The organism is Streptomyces sp. NPDC020299 (assembly GCF_044387825.1).
In the GTDB taxonomy this organism is placed as follows: Bacteria; Actinomycetota; Actinomycetes; order Streptomycetales; family Streptomycetaceae; genus Streptomyces.
The window spans coordinates 271,363-287,916 of sequence record NZ_JBIRWL010000011.1 but is presented as its reverse complement, the minus strand read 5'-3'; the positions used below and the strand labels follow the sequence as shown (position 1 = coordinate 287,916).

At 73.6% G+C, this 16,554-nt stretch carries 12 protein-coding genes; 7 read left to right on the top strand and 5 right to left on the bottom strand.

Annotated features, from left to right (window positions below):
- Positions 1–2,067 carry an ABC transporter ATP-binding protein gene (locus ACH45E_RS27900; protein ID WP_361446952.1) on the bottom strand — a complete coding sequence of 689 codons (2,067 nt, stop codon included), beginning with the start codon at positions 2,065–2,067 and terminating at the stop codon, positions 1–3.
- A 210-nt stretch (positions 2,068–2,277) separates the two neighbouring features.
- On the opposite strand from ACH45E_RS27900, the gene ACH45E_RS27895 reads away from it, so the two are divergent.
- The 4 genes from ACH45E_RS27895 to ACH45E_RS27880 all read left to right on the top strand — a co-directional run bounded on the left by ACH45E_RS27895 (position 2,278) and on the right by ACH45E_RS27880 (position 6,172).
- Positions 2,278–3,252 (top strand): lysylphosphatidylglycerol synthase transmembrane domain-containing protein, encoded by a 975-nt coding sequence (locus ACH45E_RS27895; RefSeq protein ID WP_361446950.1) that lies wholly within the window; start codon positions 2,278–2,280, stop codon positions 3,250–3,252.
- Positions 3,253–3,355: 103 nt separating this feature from the next.
- Positions 3,356–4,117, top strand: coding sequence for a crotonase/enoyl-CoA hydratase family protein (locus ACH45E_RS27890; RefSeq protein ID WP_361446845.1), 762 nt, complete (start codon positions 3,356–3,358; stop codon positions 4,115–4,117).
- A 207-nt stretch (positions 4,118–4,324) separates the two neighbouring features.
- Positions 4,325–5,416: a mechanosensitive ion channel family protein gene (locus tag ACH45E_RS27885; protein ID WP_361446843.1), complete on the top strand. Its 1,092-nt coding sequence runs from the start codon at positions 4,325–4,327 to the stop codon at positions 5,414–5,416.
- Between the two features lie 351 nt (positions 5,417–5,767).
- Entirely contained in the window at positions 5,768–6,172 is a 405-nt protein-coding gene (locus ACH45E_RS27880) for a DUF4186 domain-containing protein (RefSeq protein ID WP_361446841.1), read from the top strand.
- Here ACH45E_RS27880 and ACH45E_RS27875 read toward each other — a convergent pair.
- Entirely contained in the window at positions 6,169–7,719 is a 1,551-nt protein-coding gene (locus ACH45E_RS27875) for a M1 family metallopeptidase (protein ID WP_361446839.1), read from the bottom strand. The genes ACH45E_RS27880 and ACH45E_RS27875 overlap by 4 nt on opposite strands.
- A gap of 230 nt (positions 7,720–7,949) precedes the next feature.
- On the opposite strand from ACH45E_RS27875, the gene ACH45E_RS27870 reads away from it, so the two are divergent.
- Together ACH45E_RS27870 and ACH45E_RS27865 are read left to right on the top strand one after the other, a co-directional pair.
- Positions 7,950–10,169 carry an NADP-dependent isocitrate dehydrogenase gene (locus ACH45E_RS27870; RefSeq protein ID WP_361446837.1) on the top strand — a complete coding sequence of 740 codons (2,220 nt, stop codon included), beginning with the start codon at positions 7,950–7,952 and terminating at the stop codon, positions 10,167–10,169.
- A gap of 329 nt (positions 10,170–10,498) precedes the next feature.
- Complete coding sequence (locus ACH45E_RS27865; RefSeq protein WP_361446835.1) at positions 10,499–11,299, top strand: N-formylglutamate amidohydrolase; 801 nt, start codon at positions 10,499–10,501, stop codon at positions 11,297–11,299.
- A 9-nt stretch (positions 11,300–11,308) separates the two neighbouring features.
- On the opposite strand, the gene ACH45E_RS27860 is transcribed toward ACH45E_RS27865, so the two are convergent.
- Genes ACH45E_RS27860 through ACH45E_RS27850 form a run of 3 tightly spaced genes read right to left on the bottom strand, consistent with a single transcriptional unit; the run spans position 11,309 to position 13,832 of the window.
- Positions 11,309–11,752, bottom strand: coding sequence for a hypothetical protein (locus tag ACH45E_RS27860; protein ID WP_361446948.1), 444 nt, complete (start codon positions 11,750–11,752; stop codon positions 11,309–11,311).
- 5 nt (positions 11,753–11,757) lie between these two features.
- Positions 11,758–12,396 (bottom strand): sigma-70 family RNA polymerase sigma factor, encoded by a 639-nt coding sequence (locus ACH45E_RS27855; RefSeq protein ID WP_361446833.1) that lies wholly within the window; start codon positions 12,394–12,396, stop codon positions 11,758–11,760.
- Positions 12,393–13,832: a S8/S53 family peptidase gene (locus ACH45E_RS27850; RefSeq protein ID WP_361446831.1), complete on the bottom strand. Its 1,440-nt coding sequence runs from the start codon at positions 13,830–13,832 to the stop codon at positions 12,393–12,395. The genes ACH45E_RS27855 and ACH45E_RS27850 overlap by 4 nt, the downstream gene beginning before the upstream one ends.
- A 147-nt stretch (positions 13,833–13,979) precedes the next feature.
- On the opposite strand from ACH45E_RS27850, the gene ACH45E_RS27845 reads away from it, so the two are divergent.
- The gene (locus ACH45E_RS27845; RefSeq protein ID WP_361446946.1) at positions 13,980–16,550 is read left to right on the top strand and encodes a CHAT domain-containing protein; all 2,571 of its coding nucleotides are present in this window, start codon (positions 13,980–13,982) and stop codon (positions 16,548–16,550) included.
- The last annotated feature ends 4 nt before the right edge of the window (positions 16,551–16,554 follow it).

Here is a 16,554-nt window from a genome sequence, read left to right as displayed (position 1 = left end):
TCACGCCCCGGCCGCCACCTCGGTGACCGGCTCGGTCCCGGTCTCGGTCGCTGTCGCGGTCGGGGTCGCTGCCGTTGTCGCGGTTCCGGTCGCTGTCCCGGCCTCGGTCTCGGAAGCGGTGACGGTCTCGGTCGCTGTCACGGCCTCGGGCGCGGTCCCGGAAGCGGTCTCGGTCGCTGTCTCGGGCTCGGCCTCGGCCTCGGCCTCGGTGTCCCGCTTCTCGAACTGGGTGCGGTACAGCTGCGCGTAGCGCCCGTCGGCCGCCAGGAGTTCGTCGTGCGTGCCCCGTTCCACGATGAGGCCGGCCTCGACGACGAGGATCAGGTCGGCGGCGCGGACGGTGGACAGGCGGTGGGCGATCACCAGGGCGGTGCGGTCCCTGAGGGCTTCCGTCAGGGCCTCCTGCACGGCCGCCTCGGAGGTGTTGTCCAGGTGGGCGGTGGCCTCGTCGAGGATGACGACGCGCTGCCGGGCCAGCAGCAGCCGGGCGATGGTCATCCGCTGCCGCTCGCCGCCGGAGAGGCGGTAGCCGCGCTCGCCGACCACGGTGTCCAGGCCGTCGGGCAGGGACCGTACGACGTCGTCGAGGCGGGCGCGGCCGAGCGCGTCCCACAGTTCGTCGTCGCTCGCCGCGGGGCGGGCCAGCAGCAGGTTGGCGCGGACGGTGTCGTGGAAGAGGTGGCCGTCCTGGGTGACCATGCCGAGGGTGGCCCTCAGCGAGGTCGCGGTCGCGTCCCGTACGTCGACGCCGCCGACCCGGACGGCGCCCTCGTCGACGTCGTACAGGCGCGGCAGCAGCTGGGCGATGGTCGACTTGCCGGCGCCGGAGGAGCCGACGAGGGCGACGGTCTGGCCCGGTTCGGCGCGGAAGGTGACGCCGCGCAGCACTTCGCCGCCGCGGCGGCCGTCGAGGGCCGCGACCTCCTCCAGGGAGGCGAGGGAGACCTTGTCGGCGGACGGGTAGCCGAAGCGGACGCCGTCGAACTCGACCGCCACCGGGCCCTCGGGCACCTCACGGGCGTCCGGCTTGTCCTGGATGAGCGGTTCGAGGTCGAGCACCTCGAAGACCCGCTCGAAGCTGACGAGTGCGCTCATCACCTCGACGCGGGCCCCGGCGAGCGCGGTGAGCGGGGCGTACAGCCGGGTCAGCAGCAGCGCCAGCGACACGACCGCGCCGGGCTCCATGTGGCCGCGCAGCGCGAACCAGCCGCCGAGCCCGTAGACCAGCGCGAGGGCCAGGGACGACACCAGGGTCAGGGCGGTGATGAACGCCGACTGGGCGGTCGCCGTGCGGACGCCGATGTCCCGCACCCGGGCGGCCCGGGCCGTGAACTCGGCGGACTCCTCCTCCGGGCGGCCGAACAGCTTGACCAGGGTGGCGCCGGGGGCGGAGAAGCGCTCGGTCATCCGGGTGCCCATCTCCGCGTTGAGGGCGGCCGCCTCCCGCTGCATCCGGGCCATCCGGCTGCCCATACGGCGGGCGGGCACCACGAACACCGGCAGCAGCACCAGCGCGAGCAGGGTGATCTGCCAGGACAGGGTCAGCATCACGGCGAGGGTGAGCAGCAGCGTGACGATGTTACTCACCACGCCGGACAGGGTGTTGCTGAAGGCCCGCTGGGCGCCGATGACGTCGTTGTTGAGTCGGGAGACGAGCGCTCCCGTACGAGTACGTGTGAAGAACGCGACCGGCATGCGCTGCACATGATCGAACACAGCCGTTCTCAGATCGAGGATGAGCGCTTCCCCGAGCGTCGACGAGAGCCGTCTGCCGAGGATCCCGAGGGCGGCCTCGGCGACGGCGATCAGCGCGATGAGCACGGCCAGGCGTACGACCGTGCCCTCGTCGCCGTGCGACACGATCGCGTCGACGACGCGGCCGGCGAGCACGGGGGTCGCGACGGCGAGCAGCGCGGTCACCACCCCGAGCAGCACGAACCAGACGATGCGGCGGCGGTGCGGGCGGGCGAAGGCGGCGATGCGCCGCAGCGTCCCGCGGTCGAAGGGGCGGCGTTCCGCCTGCGCGTTCATCACGCTGTGCAGCTGTGTCCACGCTGTGGTCTCCATGCTCATGGGAGAGAACGTAGAACCTCAAGCATCGTTGAGGTCAATACCCGCCCGCCGTCCCCTCGCCGGCCGTCCCCTCGCCCGAAGGACCCGATGACCCCTCCCCCGCGTCTTCTCGCCCAGCCGCTTCCCGTCCGTAAGCCGCCGGTCCCGATTCCGCCACCCGCCGTTGGCACGGCGCGGAGAGCCTCTTGTGACGTGACACCGGATGTGACAGCGGTACAGCTCCCCGAACTCCGCCCGGGACGGTTCCCCCGACGCGTCCCCGTCCGCCAGGCCCTGTGCCTGGTCCCGCTCCTGCTGGTCACCGTGGCCGCGGTGCGGCACCGCTCCGTGCTCGCCGCGGGCTTCGGCCAGCTGCGCACGGCGTCCCTGCCGTGGCTGCTGGCGGCGGCCGGCGCCACCTGTCTGACCTGGGTCGCCGCCGCCTTCACCCGGCAGGGTGCCGTCGTGCAGCCGCTGCCGAGACGGCGGCTGCTGGCCACCCAGTTCGCGGCCGGGGCGGCCAATCACCTGCTGCCGACCGGGCTCGGCGCGAGCGCCGTCAATCTGCGCTTCATGACCGTGTGCGGGGTGCCGCTCGCCCGCTCCTCGGCGGCTCTCGCGCTGTATCTGCTCGCCGAGTGCGTGGGCCGGCTGGTCCTGCTGAGCGCGCTGCTGATCGCCTTCCCGGACGCGCTGCGGCTCGGCAGCCTGCTGCCCGGCGGTGCGCTCGGCCCGCTGCCGGCGGCCATCGGTGCCGTGCTGCTGCTCGCGGTGGCCGCGCTGCTGCTCGTACGACGGCTGCGCACGGCCGCGCTCTCCTTCGTGCGGACCGCGCTGGGCGAGGCACGGTCGGTGCACGCCCGCCCGGCCCGGGCGCTGGCCCTGTGGGGCGGCTCGCTGGCGTTCCCCGCGCTGCAGGCGGCCGGCCTGGCCGCTGTGGGGCAGTCGCTGGGGCTGCCGGTGCCGGCCGCGCACATGGCTCTGGCCTACCTGGCGGCGACGGTCGCGGTGGCGCTGGTGCCGACGCCGGGCGGGCTCGGCTCCGTGGAGGCCGCGCTGATCGTGGCCCTGGTCGCGGTGGGCGGCCCGGCGGCCGTCGCCACCGCGGTGGTCCTCGCCTACCGGATCATCACGGTGTGGGTGCCGCTGGTGCCCGGCGCGCTGACGCTGGGGGCGCTGGTGCGGCTGAAGGTGATCTGACGGAAGGTGACCTGAGGCAAGGTGACCTGAGGCAAGGTGATCTGAGGCAAGGTGATCTGAGGCAAGGTGATCTGTCAGCGCCCGGTCAGCGAAGGAGTCCCCCGTGTCGGTCCGCGTGGAACACAAGGAACACGTCACCACCGTCGTCCTCTCCCGCCCGGAGGTCCGCAACGCCGTCGACGGTCCCACCGCGGACGCTCTCGTGGCCGCCTTCCGCGCGTTCGAGGCCGACGACGAGGCGCGGGTGGCCGTGCTGTGGGGCGAGGGCGGCACCTTCTGCGCGGGCGCTGACCTGAAGGCGATGGGTACGGAGCGCGGCAACCGGGTCGCCGAGGACGGGGACGGCCCGATGGGCCCGACCAGGCTGCGGCTGTCCAAGCCGGTGATCGCCGCGGTCGCCGGACACGCCGTCGCCGGGGGTCTGGAGCTCGCCCTGTGGTGCGATCTCAGGGTCGCCGAGGAGGACGCCGTGTTCGGCGTGTTCTGCCGCCGCTGGGGCGTCCCGCTCATCGACGGCGGCACGGTACGGCTGCCCCGGCTGATCGGCACCAGCCGCGCGATGGACATGATCCTCACCGGCCGCCCGGTGCCGGCCCGCGAGGCCTGCGAGACGGGCCTGGCCAACCGGCTCGTCCCCACGGGCCGGGCCCGCGCGGAGGCGGAGGAGCTCGCGGCGGCCGTCGCCCGGTTCCCGCAGGCCTGTCTGCGCGCCGACCGGGCGTCGGTGCTGGAGCAGGAGGGGCTGGACGAGGTGAGCGCGCTGCGCGGTGAACTCCGGCACGGGGCGGGTGTGCTGACGGAGGCGCTCGAGGGCGCGGCGCGGTTCGCCGGGGGTGAGGGACGACACGGCTCGTTCTCGCGCTGAGGGGCCGCACGGGTGCGAACTGCCGTTCCGGATACGGCAGGATGAAAAGTCGCGCCGGGCGTGGACGTCCAAGCGGCGTCCGACCGGCCGGCGCGACCGCACTTCCCTGAGACGAACAGGTGACAACGTGACGATTCCTCACGCCGGTCTTCACACTGGGCCGTCGGCGACGCCGTTCGCCGCGGCTTCCCGCCCCGGAGGTGACCGGTGAACCGCGCGCTGACCCTGGACGACCTGATCCTCGCGGGCATCGCCCTGGCGGCGGGTCTGCTGGTGGCCTTCTCCTCCCGCACGCTGCTGCGCTGGCTGGCGGGGCACGCCAAGCGCACCAAGTGGAGCGGCGACGACGTGATCGTGGACGCGCTGCGCACGGTGGTGCCATGGGCGGCGATCGCGGCCGGCGCGGCCGGCGCGGGGGCGGCGCTGCCGCTGACCCGGTCCGTCCAGCAGCACACCAACCAGTGCCTGAAGGTGCTGCTCATCTTCGTGGTGACCCTGTCCGCGGCCCGGGTGATCGCCGGGCTGGTGCAGAGCGTCACCCAGTCCCGCTCCGGTGTCGCCGGGTCGGCCACCATCTTCGTCAACATCACCCGGGTGCTGGTCCTGGCGATCGGCTTCCTGGTGGTGCTGCAGACGCTGGGCATCTCGATCGCGCCCCTGCTCACCGCCCTCGGCGTGGGTGGTCTGGCGGTCGCCCTGGCCCTCCAGGACACCCTCGCCAACCTTTTCGCGGGCATCCACATCCTCGCCTCCAAGACCGTGCAGCCCGGCGACTACATCCGGCTGAACACCGGCGAGGAGGGCTATGTCGTCGACATCAACTGGCGCCAGACGACGGTCCGCCAGCTCTCCAACAACCTCGTCGTCGTCCCCAACGGCGAGCTGGCGAAGAGCAACATGACCAACTACACCCGCCCCGAGCAGCAGCTGACGATCCTGGTGCAGGCGGGCGTGAGCTACGACAGCGACCTCGACCACGTCGAGCGCGTCACCATGGAGGTCATCGCCGAGACGATGACCGACGTCACCGGCGCGGTCCCGGACCACGAGCCCGCGATCCGCTTCCACACCTTCGGCGACTCCCGCATCGGCTTCACGATCATCCTGGGGGTCGGCGAGTTCAGCGACCAGTACCGGGTCAAGCACGAGTTCATCAAGCGCCTGCACCGCCGCTACCGCGAGGAGGGCATCCGCATCCCCGCACCCGCCCGCACGGTCGCACTCCAGCAGGGCTCGGTGGTGATCCCCCACCAGCGCAGCGCCGAGGACGTGCCGTCGGGCCCCGGCATCATCGGCTGACACCGTGCGCCGTCCGGCGGGCAGGGGGGGCGGGCACCGGCGCCGACCGGCAGCGGCGGCCGGGGCACCCGGCAGGCACCCCCGCCCACGCCGCCGTGGCGCACCCCGGCCGACTGGCCAGGATGCCCTCGCACGCGCCCCGCACCACCCGCCTGCGCCAGCGCCGGGCGGCGGTGGCGGGCGGCGCCGGCCGCCACGGGACCCGGCCGGTACCCCCCGCCCACGCCGCTGGGCGCGCACCCCGGCCGAGTGGCCGGTTCCCCGTCGCGCGCCCCGCGCCGGTGTTCCGTGCGGCGGGGCCAGGAGGCGTCTCGGCGGCCTCGGGCCCGGCCGCCGTATGCTCGAAGCAGCATGACCTCTCCCCCGGACTCCCCGGTTCCCGATCCGCCGGCCCGCGTGCTCGACCAGCGGCTCGACGCGCTCGCGCGGCAGCCGTTCCGCGCCAGGTTCCGTCTGCGCGGGCGGGACCGGGCCACCGCGGAGCTGGGTGGCCCGGCCACGATGCGGTGGCACGCCCACGACCTGATCGCCAAGCGGCTGGCGCCGGCCGAGCCGTACAAGGACGGCAGGCAGACGCCGTACCGCGGTCACCCGGTCTTCGTGGCCCAGCACGCCACCGCGACCTGCTGCCGGGGCTGTCTCCGGCGCTGGCACCGGATTCCCGAGGGGCGGGAGCTGAGCCGCTCGGAGCGCGCCTACGTGGTGGCCGTGATCTGCCGCTGGATCGAGCGGGAGCTGAGCGGTCAGCCCGTCTAGAGCGTCGCCGAGTTGTCGTGGTGGTGGCCGCCGCGCAGGCTGTGCGGGGTCGCGGGGGACGGGGTCACCGGGGTGACCGTCCAGTCCGGGTGACCGGGCATGCGCGGGGTCGTGGTGCCGTACAACCAGTCGCGGAGGAAGCCGGACTGGTCCTGGCCCGAGACCTTCGAGGCGACGGCGATGTAGTCCTCCGTGGAGGCCGCGGAGTTCCGGAAGCACTCCAGGAAGGCGCGTTCCACGGCGTGGAAGACGTCCTCGCCCACCAGCTGCCGGAAGGCGTACAGGGTGAGGACGCCGCCCAGGTACCGCTGACTGTCGAAGAGGTTGACGGCGTTCGGGGCGGCGACCGGGCCGGAGTCGTGGCGCCACTGGTCGCCGCGGGCGTAGGTGTCCTTCATCCGGGCCTCCATGGTGGTCAGGCCCAGGGAGTCCGCCCAGCCGCGCTCGTAGCGGTACAGCAGCCCGTAGAAGTCGGCATGGCCCTCGTTCAGCCACAGATCGGCCCAGGTGGCGGGGCTGACCAGGTTGCCGAACCAGGAGTGGACCAGCTCGTGCATCATGTGCGAGCCGATCTTCTTCTCCTCCTGGAGCAGGAAGTTCGGCTTGTAGAGGGTGAGGGTCTGGGTCTCCAGGCCGGTGAAGTCGAAGGCGTTCGGGTCGTCGGAGTTGCAGGGCAGCAGACCGTACGTCTCGAAGGGGTACGCGCCGAGGCGGGCCTCCAGCCACTCCACCAGGCCGGGGGTGAGGGCGAGCGCCGGTTCCAGGGCGGTGGCGCGCGCGGCCGGTACGACGTCGCGCAGGGGCAGGCCGTGCGGGCCCTGCCGGTCCTTGACGACGTAGTCGCCGACGGTGATCTGGACCAGCTCGGTGGCCATCGGGGAGCGGGAGCGGTACGCGTACGCCGTGCGGCCGTCGGACAGGGTCTCCGTGCGGGTGAGCACGCCGTTCGCCACGCCGCGCAGTCCGCTCGGGACCGTGACGCGGAAGGTGAAGTCCGCCTTGTCCGAGGGGTGGTCGTTGCAGGGGAACACGGTGTGCGCCGAGTTCGGCTGGCCGCACACCGCGAACCCGTCGGGGGTGACGACCCAGCCGGTGTGCGGCAGGGCGCGGTGCGGGTCGGCGGAGTAGGCCACGCACACCGTGACCCGGTCCTCGGCCCGCAGGGCCTCGGCGGGGGTGATCCGCAGCTTTTCGTCCGCCTGCTCGAAGCCGGCCTCGCAGCCGTCGACATGTATGGAACGTATGTCCAGGCCGAGGCAGTCGAGGGAGAACCGGGTCAGCCGCCGGTCGGTGCGGATCGTCAGGGTCGCCGTCGCGTCGACCAGCCCCGTCGCGGGGTCGTACGCGAGGTCGAGGTCGTACGAGGAGACGCGGTAGCCGTCGTTGCCGAGGGCCGGGAAGACCGGGTCACCGAGGGTCTCCGGGCCCGGGGCCCCCGGGTCTCCCCCTGTGCGGGGGGCGGCGTGGGCGGCGGAGCCCACGGTCAGTGCGGTCGCCGTGCCGATCAGGGCGGCCGCCGGGGCCGTCACTCTGGTGCGATATCTCATGGTCCGCTTTCGCTCGGGCGGCCGGGTGGTCGGGCCCGGCCGCCGGTGAGTGGGCGATCTGCTTGCTGGCTACTTGCTGGACCGCAGAATCGATCCCCCAGGTTGCACGCGGACGACACCGGTGTGATCCCGGAGTGAGGGCGGAGAGAGAGCGGACCCCTGTCGAGTGGACGGCGGTCACGAGATATCTTGATGTCGAGCAATGTTGCAGACGTGGAGCGGAGCACCCGGTGACTGACTCGACCATCATCTACACCTACACAGACGAGGCCCCGGCCCTGGCGACGCATTCGTTCCTGCCGGTGATCCAGGCGTACGCCTCGCAGGCCGGTGTCGACGTGGAGACTCGCGACATCTCGCTGGCCGGGCGCATCATCGCCCACTTCCCGGAGTACCTGGACGAGGACCAGCGCATCCCGGACGCGCTGGCCGAGCTGGGCGAACTGGCCAAGACGCCCGAGGCCAACATCGTCAAGCTGCCGAACATCTCGGCGTCGATCCCGCAGCTCAGGGCCGCCGTCGCCGAGCTCCAGGGCAAGGGCTACGCGCTGCCGGACTACCCGGACGACCCCAAGACCGACGAGGAGCGCGAGATCCGCGCCCGCTACGACAAGGTCAAGGGCTCCGCCGTGAACCCGGTGCTGCGCGAGGGCAACTCCGACCGCCGCGCCCCGGCCTCGGTGAAGAACTACGCCAAGACCCACCCGCACCGCATGGGCGCCTGGACCCCCGAGTCCAAGACCAACGTGGCGACGATGGGCGTCGACGACTTCCGCTCCACGGAGAAGTCCGTGGTGATCTCCGAGGCCGGTTCGCTGCGTATCGAGCTCAAGGGTGACGACGGCTCCACGACCGTGCTGCGCGAGTCCGTACCGGTCCTCGAGGGCGAGGTCGTCGACGCCTCCGTGATGCGCGTCGCCGCCCTGCGCGAGTTCCTGACCGCCCAGGTCGCCCGTGCCAAGGAGGAGGGCGTTCTCTTCTCCGTGCACCTGAAGGCCACGATGATGAAGGTCTCCGACCCGATCGTCTTCGGTCATGTGGTGCGCGCCTTCTTCCCGAAGACGTTCGCGAAGTACGGCGAGACCTTCGCCGCGGCCGGCCTGACCCCGAACGACGGTCTGGGTGGCATCCTCAAGGGCATCGAGTCGCTGCCCGAGGGCGCGGAGATCAAGGCCTCCTTCGACGCCGAGCTCGCCGAGGGCCCGGCGCTGGCCATGGTCGACTCCGACAAGGGCATCACCAACCTGCACGTCCCGTCCGACGTCATCGTCGACGCGTCCATGCCGGCCATGATCCGCACCTCGGGCCACATGTGGGGCCCGGACGGGCAGGAGGCCGACACCCTCGCGGTGCTGCCGGACTCCTCGTACGCCGGTGTCTACCAGGCCGTGCTCGACGACTGCCGCGCCCACGGCGCCTACGACCCGGCGGCCATGGGCTCCGTCCCGAACGTCGGTCTCATGGCGCAGAAGGCCGAGGAGTACGGCAGCCACGACAAGACCTTCGAGATCCCGGTCACCGGCACGGTCCGCCTGGTCGACCAGGCCGGCAACGCCGTGATCGAGCAGACGGTCTCCGCCGGCGACATCTTCCGCGCCTGCCAGACCAAGGACGCGCCGATCAAGGACTGGGTGAAGCTCGCCGTCACCCGCGCCCGCGCCACCGGCGACCCGGCCGTGTTCTGGCTGGACGAGACCCGCGCGCACGACGCCAACCTGATCGCCAAGGTCAACGCCTACCTGCCGGAGCACGACACCGAGGGCCTGGACATCCGCGTCCTCGCCCCGGTCGACGCCACCAAGCTGTCGGTCGAGCGCATCCGCCGCGGCGAGAACACCATCTCGGTCACCGGCAACGTGCTGCGCGACTACCTCACCGACCTCTTCCCCATCCTGGAGCTGGGCACCAGCGCCAAGATGCTGTCGGTCGTCCCGCTGATGGCGGGCGGCGGTCTGTTCGAGACCGGCGCCGGCGGTTCCGCGCCGAAGCACGTCCAGCAGCTGGTCAAGGAGAACTACCTGCGCTGGGACTCGCTCGGCGAGTTCTTCGCGCTCGTCCCCGCCTTCGAGCAGTACGCGGAGGCCACCGGCAACACCCGGGCCAAGGTCCTCGCCGACACCCTCGACCGGGCCACGGCGACCTTCCTCAACGAGGACAAGTCCCCGACCCGCCGTGTCGGCGGCATCGACAACCGCGGCAGCCACTTCTACCTCTCCCTGTACTGGGCGCAGGAGCTGGCCAAGCAGACCGACGACGCCGACCTGGCCAAGGCGTTCGCCGCGTTCGCCGAGACGCTCACCGCGGGTGAGAAGGCGATCGTCGACGAGCTGGCCGCCGTCCAGGGCTCCCCCGCCGACATCGGCGGCTACTTCCAGCCCGAGAAGGCCAAGGCGGACGCGATCATGCGCCCGTCGGCCACCTGGAACGAGGCCCTCGCGTCCCTCAGCTGACGCACCCGGCCCGAGAGCCGTCCCGCTGAGTGACCCCGCCCCGGCCGGCATTCCCGGCCGGGGCGGAGCCGTACGGGCAGCCGAGCGGGAGTGCCGTCGGCGGGCGCGGGTATCCGACCTGGCATGCTCGCCTTCATCGGCTACCGGTCCTATGACACCGCGGCGACCCTCTGGGCGTTCCTCGGCTCGTTGCTGGTCGTCGTGGTGGGCTGGGTCCGGCACCGGAGGTAGACGCGGCCCCCTGCGCGCCACGCATGGCCCGGCATCGATCCGGCATATTGGTCCGCCCCTTGATCCCGCGCCCTGCCACTGACAACCCGGAGCCGCCCGTGTCCCGTCCGCTGCCCCCGTTCGAGTTCCTGCCCGGTGCCGAGGACTCGCCCGTCATCCTGCATGTGCCGCACTCCGCGCGGGAGATACCTCAGTCCGTACGGGCGGGGATCGTGCTGGACGATGCCGCGCTGGAGCGGGAGCTGGACCACATCACCGACGCGCACACGGACGGGATCGCCGAGGCGGCGGCCGGGCTGGCCGGGGTGACGCCCTGGCGGTTCGTCAACCGGCTGTCGCGGCTGGTCGTCGACCCGGAGCGGTTCCCGGACGAGCGGGAGGAGATGCTCGCCGTGGGCATGGGCGCGGTGTACACGCGGACCACGCACCGGGCCGAGCTGCGGCCCGCCGGCACCGACCCGGAGCCGCTGGTCGAGCGGTACTTCCGGCCGTACGCCGACGCCATGACGCGGGCGGTGGCCGACCGGCTGGCCGCGACCGGGCGGGCCGTCGTGATCGACGTGCACTCCTATCCCACCGAGGCGCTGCCCTACGAGCTGCACGGAGCGGGGCCCCGCCCGCCGGTCTGCCTGGGCACCGACGCCTTCCACACGCCGCCCGAGCTGGCGGAGCTGGCCCGGAAGTCGTTCGCACGGTGCGGGGAGACGGGACTGGACAGCCCGTTCAGCGGTACGTACGTGCCGCTCGAGTTCTACGGGACGGACCGGCGGGTCGGCGCCCTGATGGTGGAGATCCGCCGGGACACCTACATGACCGAGCCCGGCGGACCCACCGTGGAACCGGGACTGTCCCGGCTGGCCACGGGCCTGGCCGCCCTGGTGGACGGCCTCTCCCGGTGACCTGGAGGGTCAGGCCCGCAGCCACTGAGTGACGATCACGTCCCCGCCGGTCCGCAGCCGCAGTGCGAACGGGCCCCTGGGCGGCGCCGCGCCGGTGAAGCGGCCCAGGGCGTCCGCCGCGACCGGGACCGCCGGCTGGGGGCCGCCGAGCACCTCGACGCGCGCCGGCTGCGGGGGCAGCACCTGCCCCATCAGCCCGTCCTCGCCGACCTCGACGTCCACGGTCAGCCCGCCCGCGCGGAAGGTCAGCATCCGGGGCGGGTCCGGCGCGCCCCGTACCGGGAGGGCATCGACCAGGGAGTCGAAGGTCAGCTCGGCGACGCGGGCCTGAAGGTCGTGCAACGCGTAGGCGTCGATCGCCAGTTGGCGCAGCTCGGCGGGGACCGGGTCGAGGATGGCGGCGGCCTGGCGCAGTTCCTCCTCCAGGAGAGCGCCGAAGTCGTCCTCGTGCATGCCGCTCACACCGCCCCCCGTGCGTCGAGCCGCGCCCGCAGTCTGCGCAGGCATCGCTGGCGCAGCGGTCCGATGCTGCCCACCGCGATACCGAGGGCGGCGGACACCTCCAGATAGCTGGGCGGCGGCGAGGCCATCAGGACGCGCAGCAACTGGCGGCAGCGGTCGCCCAGTTCCTCGAACTCCTGCCACAGCCGCCGGATCCGCTCGGCCTCGGCGGCCGCCTCCTCCGAGTCGAGCAGCGACTGCTCGGGCGTACGGTCCTCGCTGACCCGGTCCAGGACCTGCGGATCGTCCGTGGGCGTCAGCCGGGTCAGGCCCTTGATCACCTTAAGGCACTCGTGCCGCGCCGTGCTCGCCAGCCAGGACCCCGCCTTCTCCGGCTCACGGATACGGCCGAGGTGCTGGGCGAAGCGGAACCACACGGTCTGGTAGACCTCCGAGCCGTCGGCGTCGGAGAGCCGGTGCGCGCGCACGACGGACCACACCAGCGGACTCAGCCCTTCCACGAGCGCCTTCCAGGCCGCCGCGTCGCCTTCCACGGCCGACCGGACCAGCGCCCCGACATCTGCTCGGTCCACGGTCCCACCCCTCGTGTACGGCACGTCATCGTACGCCGCGGAGGGGACGCATCCGGTCCTCATACGCCGGGAACCAGTCGCACGACGGGGACCGGGCGCCAGGTGGGTGGCTTCAGCGCCGGTACGTGCGCCCCGCGTACTTCGGCGTACTCGGTGGTGGAGTCGAGCAACTGCCTGCGGGCGGCGCGCGGGTCGGGCTCCTTGTGCGCGGTCATGTGGGCGGCGACCAGTCCGGCGGCGACCGGGGTGGCGAACGAGGTTCCGCTCCACTGCGCGAACCCTTCGAACATGACCTGGTCCGCCGTGCCCGAGGTGGCCTGCCGCTCCTCGCTCAGCACCCCGGTGTGGCGCGGGTACTGGCAGGTGCAGGCGTAGGCGAAGCCGAACCGGCAGGAGTCGTAGGTGGAGTGCTGGTAGACGTACGGCACGGGCCGGTCGAAGCCGGTGAGGGCGCTGGTGAGCCGCTCTCCGGGCGCGTACGCCCGTACCCAGGAGCCGTGGTTGGTGAAGCAGGCGCCGAACTCGCCGTCGCCGCGCAGCGCGCCGACCGACAGCACGGCGTCCTCGTAGCCGGGCAGCGAGGCGTAGGCGGCGGGCCAGAAGGGTGTGGCGCTGGCGTTGTTGCCGGCCGCCGCGACCAACAGGGTGTGCTGCTCGCGCAGTTCGCGCATGAAGGCGTCCACGCCGAGCAGGCCGTCGGTGCGGCCGTTGGGGGTGCCCGCGGAGAGGCTGATGAGGTCCGGCCAGCCGCCCCGGTCGACGGCCTCGAAGAGCCTCGCGCCGAATTCGGACTCCAGGACGGCGCCCGCGTCGTCGAGCGTGCCCCGGACGGTGAGGTCGGTGTTGGGCGCGACGGCCGCGAGCAGTCCGGCGATGAACGTGCCGTGGCCGACGTACTGGCCGAGGACGCCGTCGTCGCCGGTCTCCTTCCGCTGGGCGTCCCCCTCGGTGCGGGCGAGCAGCGGGTAGGACCGGTAGTCGTGCATGAGGCCGTTGTCGATGACGAGGACGGCGACGGCGGTGTCCGGGTCGTACGGCGTCCCGTCCGCCGCCGGGTTGCACGGCCCGGTGAGCGGGGCGGGCACGGGCTCGTCGCCGGGGCAGGCGTTGACCGACGCGATCGACACCACGTGGTTGCGGCTGACCAGCCGGCGGCCCTCGCGGCCCTCGTGCTCGCGCATCGCCCGCAGGGCGTGGGCGACGGCGCGGTCGCCGCTGCGGTCGCCGTGGCCCGGGTCGCCGACGCGGATGCGGGTGACGCCGGTCCGGTTGGTCTCGGGGCTCTCCCGGCGCACATGGTCGGCGACCAGGCCGGTGGCCTCGGCGAAGTGGCCGCGGACCGTGTCCTCGACGAGCCGGGCCTCCTCGCCGTCGCGGGCGAGGACGACGCCCTTCTCGTAGAAGAACTCGGCGGAGTCGTCCGGCCCCATCGCCAGCGGGATGTCCGGCATCGACCGCTGGACCTGTGCGAACTGTTCGTGGAAGCGCTGAGGTGCCATGGTGTGTCCTCCCCCTGAGGCCGGTTTCGTCAGTCTGAGCCCGCAGGCCGCCGATTGATACAGGCCCGGACCATGACGGGCCGTGACCGGAGCACTACCATCCGAGGAGTGACAGCGACAGACGCGTCCGTCCTGAAGTTGCTGCCGATGGTGTTCGCCGCCCCCACCGAGGCCCTCGCCGGGGCGCGGCGGGTGCTGGACGCCGATCCGCCGCCGTTGCACGCCTCCGTCGCCCACCAGGTCATCGGCATCTGGCACCGGGACTTCGGCGACATCCGGATCGCCCTCGGGCATCTGCGGCGCGCCCGCGACCTCGCGGCCCGGGCCGGGTCCGCCGACCGGGAGGCGGACGTACTGGCCACCCTCGGGGTCGCGTTGGTGCACGCGGGGCGCACGCGGCAGGGGCTCACCTCGTTCGAGCGCGGGATCGCGCGGGGCACCGGGCACACCCGGGCGCGGGTGCTGTTCCGGCGGGCCTACGTATGGTGGGTGCTGGGCCGGCACCGGGAGGCGCTGGGAGACGTGCGCCGGGCGATACCGGTGCTGCGGCAGGCCGACGACGTGATCTGGACGGCGCGGGCGCTGACCCTGCGGGCGACCGTGCACCTGGCGCTGGGCGCGGTGGACCGGGCGGACGCCGACTTCGCGGCGGCCGAGCGGCTGTGGGAGACGACCGGCCAGGAGCACGACAAGGCCGACGCGGTGGAGAGCCGGGGCCTGGCCGCGTTCCGCTCCGGTGACATCCCGGCGGCGCTCAGGCTGCTCGACGAGGCCGAGGAGCGGTACGCGAAGCTCGGCACGCCCACGTTCATGCTGTGCGTGCGGCGCTGCGAGGTGCTGATGGCCGCGGGGCTCGCCCCGGAGGCCCTCGCCGAGGCGGACGCGGCGATCGCCGCGCTCGACGAGATCGGCGGGCAGTCCACCCGCAAGGCCGAACTGCTGCTGGCCGCCGCCCGTGCGGCCCGCTCGGCCGGGGACCCGCACACGGCGATCGCGCGGGCCGACGCCGCCGTACGGCTGTTCGCCGGGCAGCGGCGCTCCTGGTGGGAGACGCACGCCCGGCTGGTGCTGATCGAGGCGCGGGTGGCGGCGGGGCGCCGGTCGGGGCGGCTGGTCGCGGACGCGGCCCGGGTGGCGGACCGGCTGGCCTCGTTCGGCTCGCCGGCCGCGCCGGAGGCCTCGCTGCTCGCGGGCCGGATCGCGCTCGCCCTGGGCTGGACGGCGGACGCGGAACGGCATCTGGCGGTGGCCGCCCGCAGCAGACGGGCCGGGCCGCCGCTGGCGAGGATGACGGGCTGGGCGGCGCAGGCGCTCAGGGCGCGGGCGGCCGGTTCGGGCCGGGGCGTGCTTCAGGCGTGCCGGCGCGGTCTGGACGTGCTCGACGACCACCGGATGACGCTGGGCGCCTCGGAACTGCGGGCCCGGGCCACCGCGCAGGGCGCGGAACTCGCGGCGCTGGCCCAGGAGGCGGGCCTCGCCCGGGGCGGGCCGCGGCAGTTGCTGGAGTGGAGCGAGCGGTGGCGGGCCACGATTCTGTCCGCGCCGCCCACCCGGCCGCCCGCCGACCCCGCGCTGCTCAGCGGCCTGACCGCGTTCCGGGAGATCGCCGCCCGCGCGGAGGCCGCCCGGACGGACGGCCGCCCGGTGCCCGCCCTGGAGCGCGAACAGCGGCGCCTGGAGCGGGAGATCCGCTCCCGCACCCTGCACATGCGCGGCGCCGCCCCCGGATACGGGGACACCTGGTCCTTCGATCCGGGCCGGCTGCTGGACCGGCTCGGTGACACCCGGCTGGTCGAACTGGCCGTACTGGACGGGCGGGTGCACGTGCTGCTGTGCGGGCGGGGGCGGGTGCGGCGGTTCGAGGGCGGGGCGCTGGCGGAGGCGGTGGCCGAGGCGGAACACGTCCAGGCCGGGTTGCGGCGGCTCGCCCACCCGGGGGCGGAGGCCAGGCTGCCGGTGGTGGAGGCCGCGGGCCACCGGCTTCAGGAGCTGCTGCTCGCCGGGGCGGTACGGCATCTGGGGTCCGGGCCGGTCGTGGTGGTGCCGCCGGGCGCGCTGCACCGGGTGCCGTGGGCTCTGCTGCCGTCGCTCAGGGAGCGGGTGCTGAGTGTGTCGCCGTCGGCGGGCAGCTGGCTGCGCGCCCGGGACACCGAGCCGCCGCCGGGCGGCCGGCAGGTGCTGGTGCGCGGCCCGGGGCTGGCGACGGGCGGCGCCGAGGTGCCGGAACTCGCGGGCCGCTACGGCACGGCGACGGTCCTGGAGGGCGACGACGCGCAGGTCCCCCGGGTGCTGCACGAACTCGACGGCGCCACGCTCGCCCATCTGGCGGCGCACGGCACGTTCCGCGCGGACAGCCCCCTGTTCTCGTCGCTGCGGATGGCCGACGGCCCGCTCATCGTGCACGACTTCGAACGCCTGGACCGCAGCCCGTACCGGATCATCCTCTCCAGCTGCGACACCGCCCGGCTCGCCTCGGTCGGTGCCGACGAGCTGCTGGGCCTGGTGACCGCGCTGCTGCCGCTGGGCACCGCCGGGGTGGTGGCGAGCAGCGCGCCGGTCAGCGACGCGGCGGTGGTGCCGCTGATGCTCGCGCTGCACAAGGGCCTGGACGCGGGCCTGTCCCTCGCCGAGGCGCTCCGCGACGCCCGGGCCGCGCTGCCCGGGGACGCGGTGCACCGGGCGACCGGGTGGGCGTTCGCCGCGTTCGGGGCGGCCTGACGCC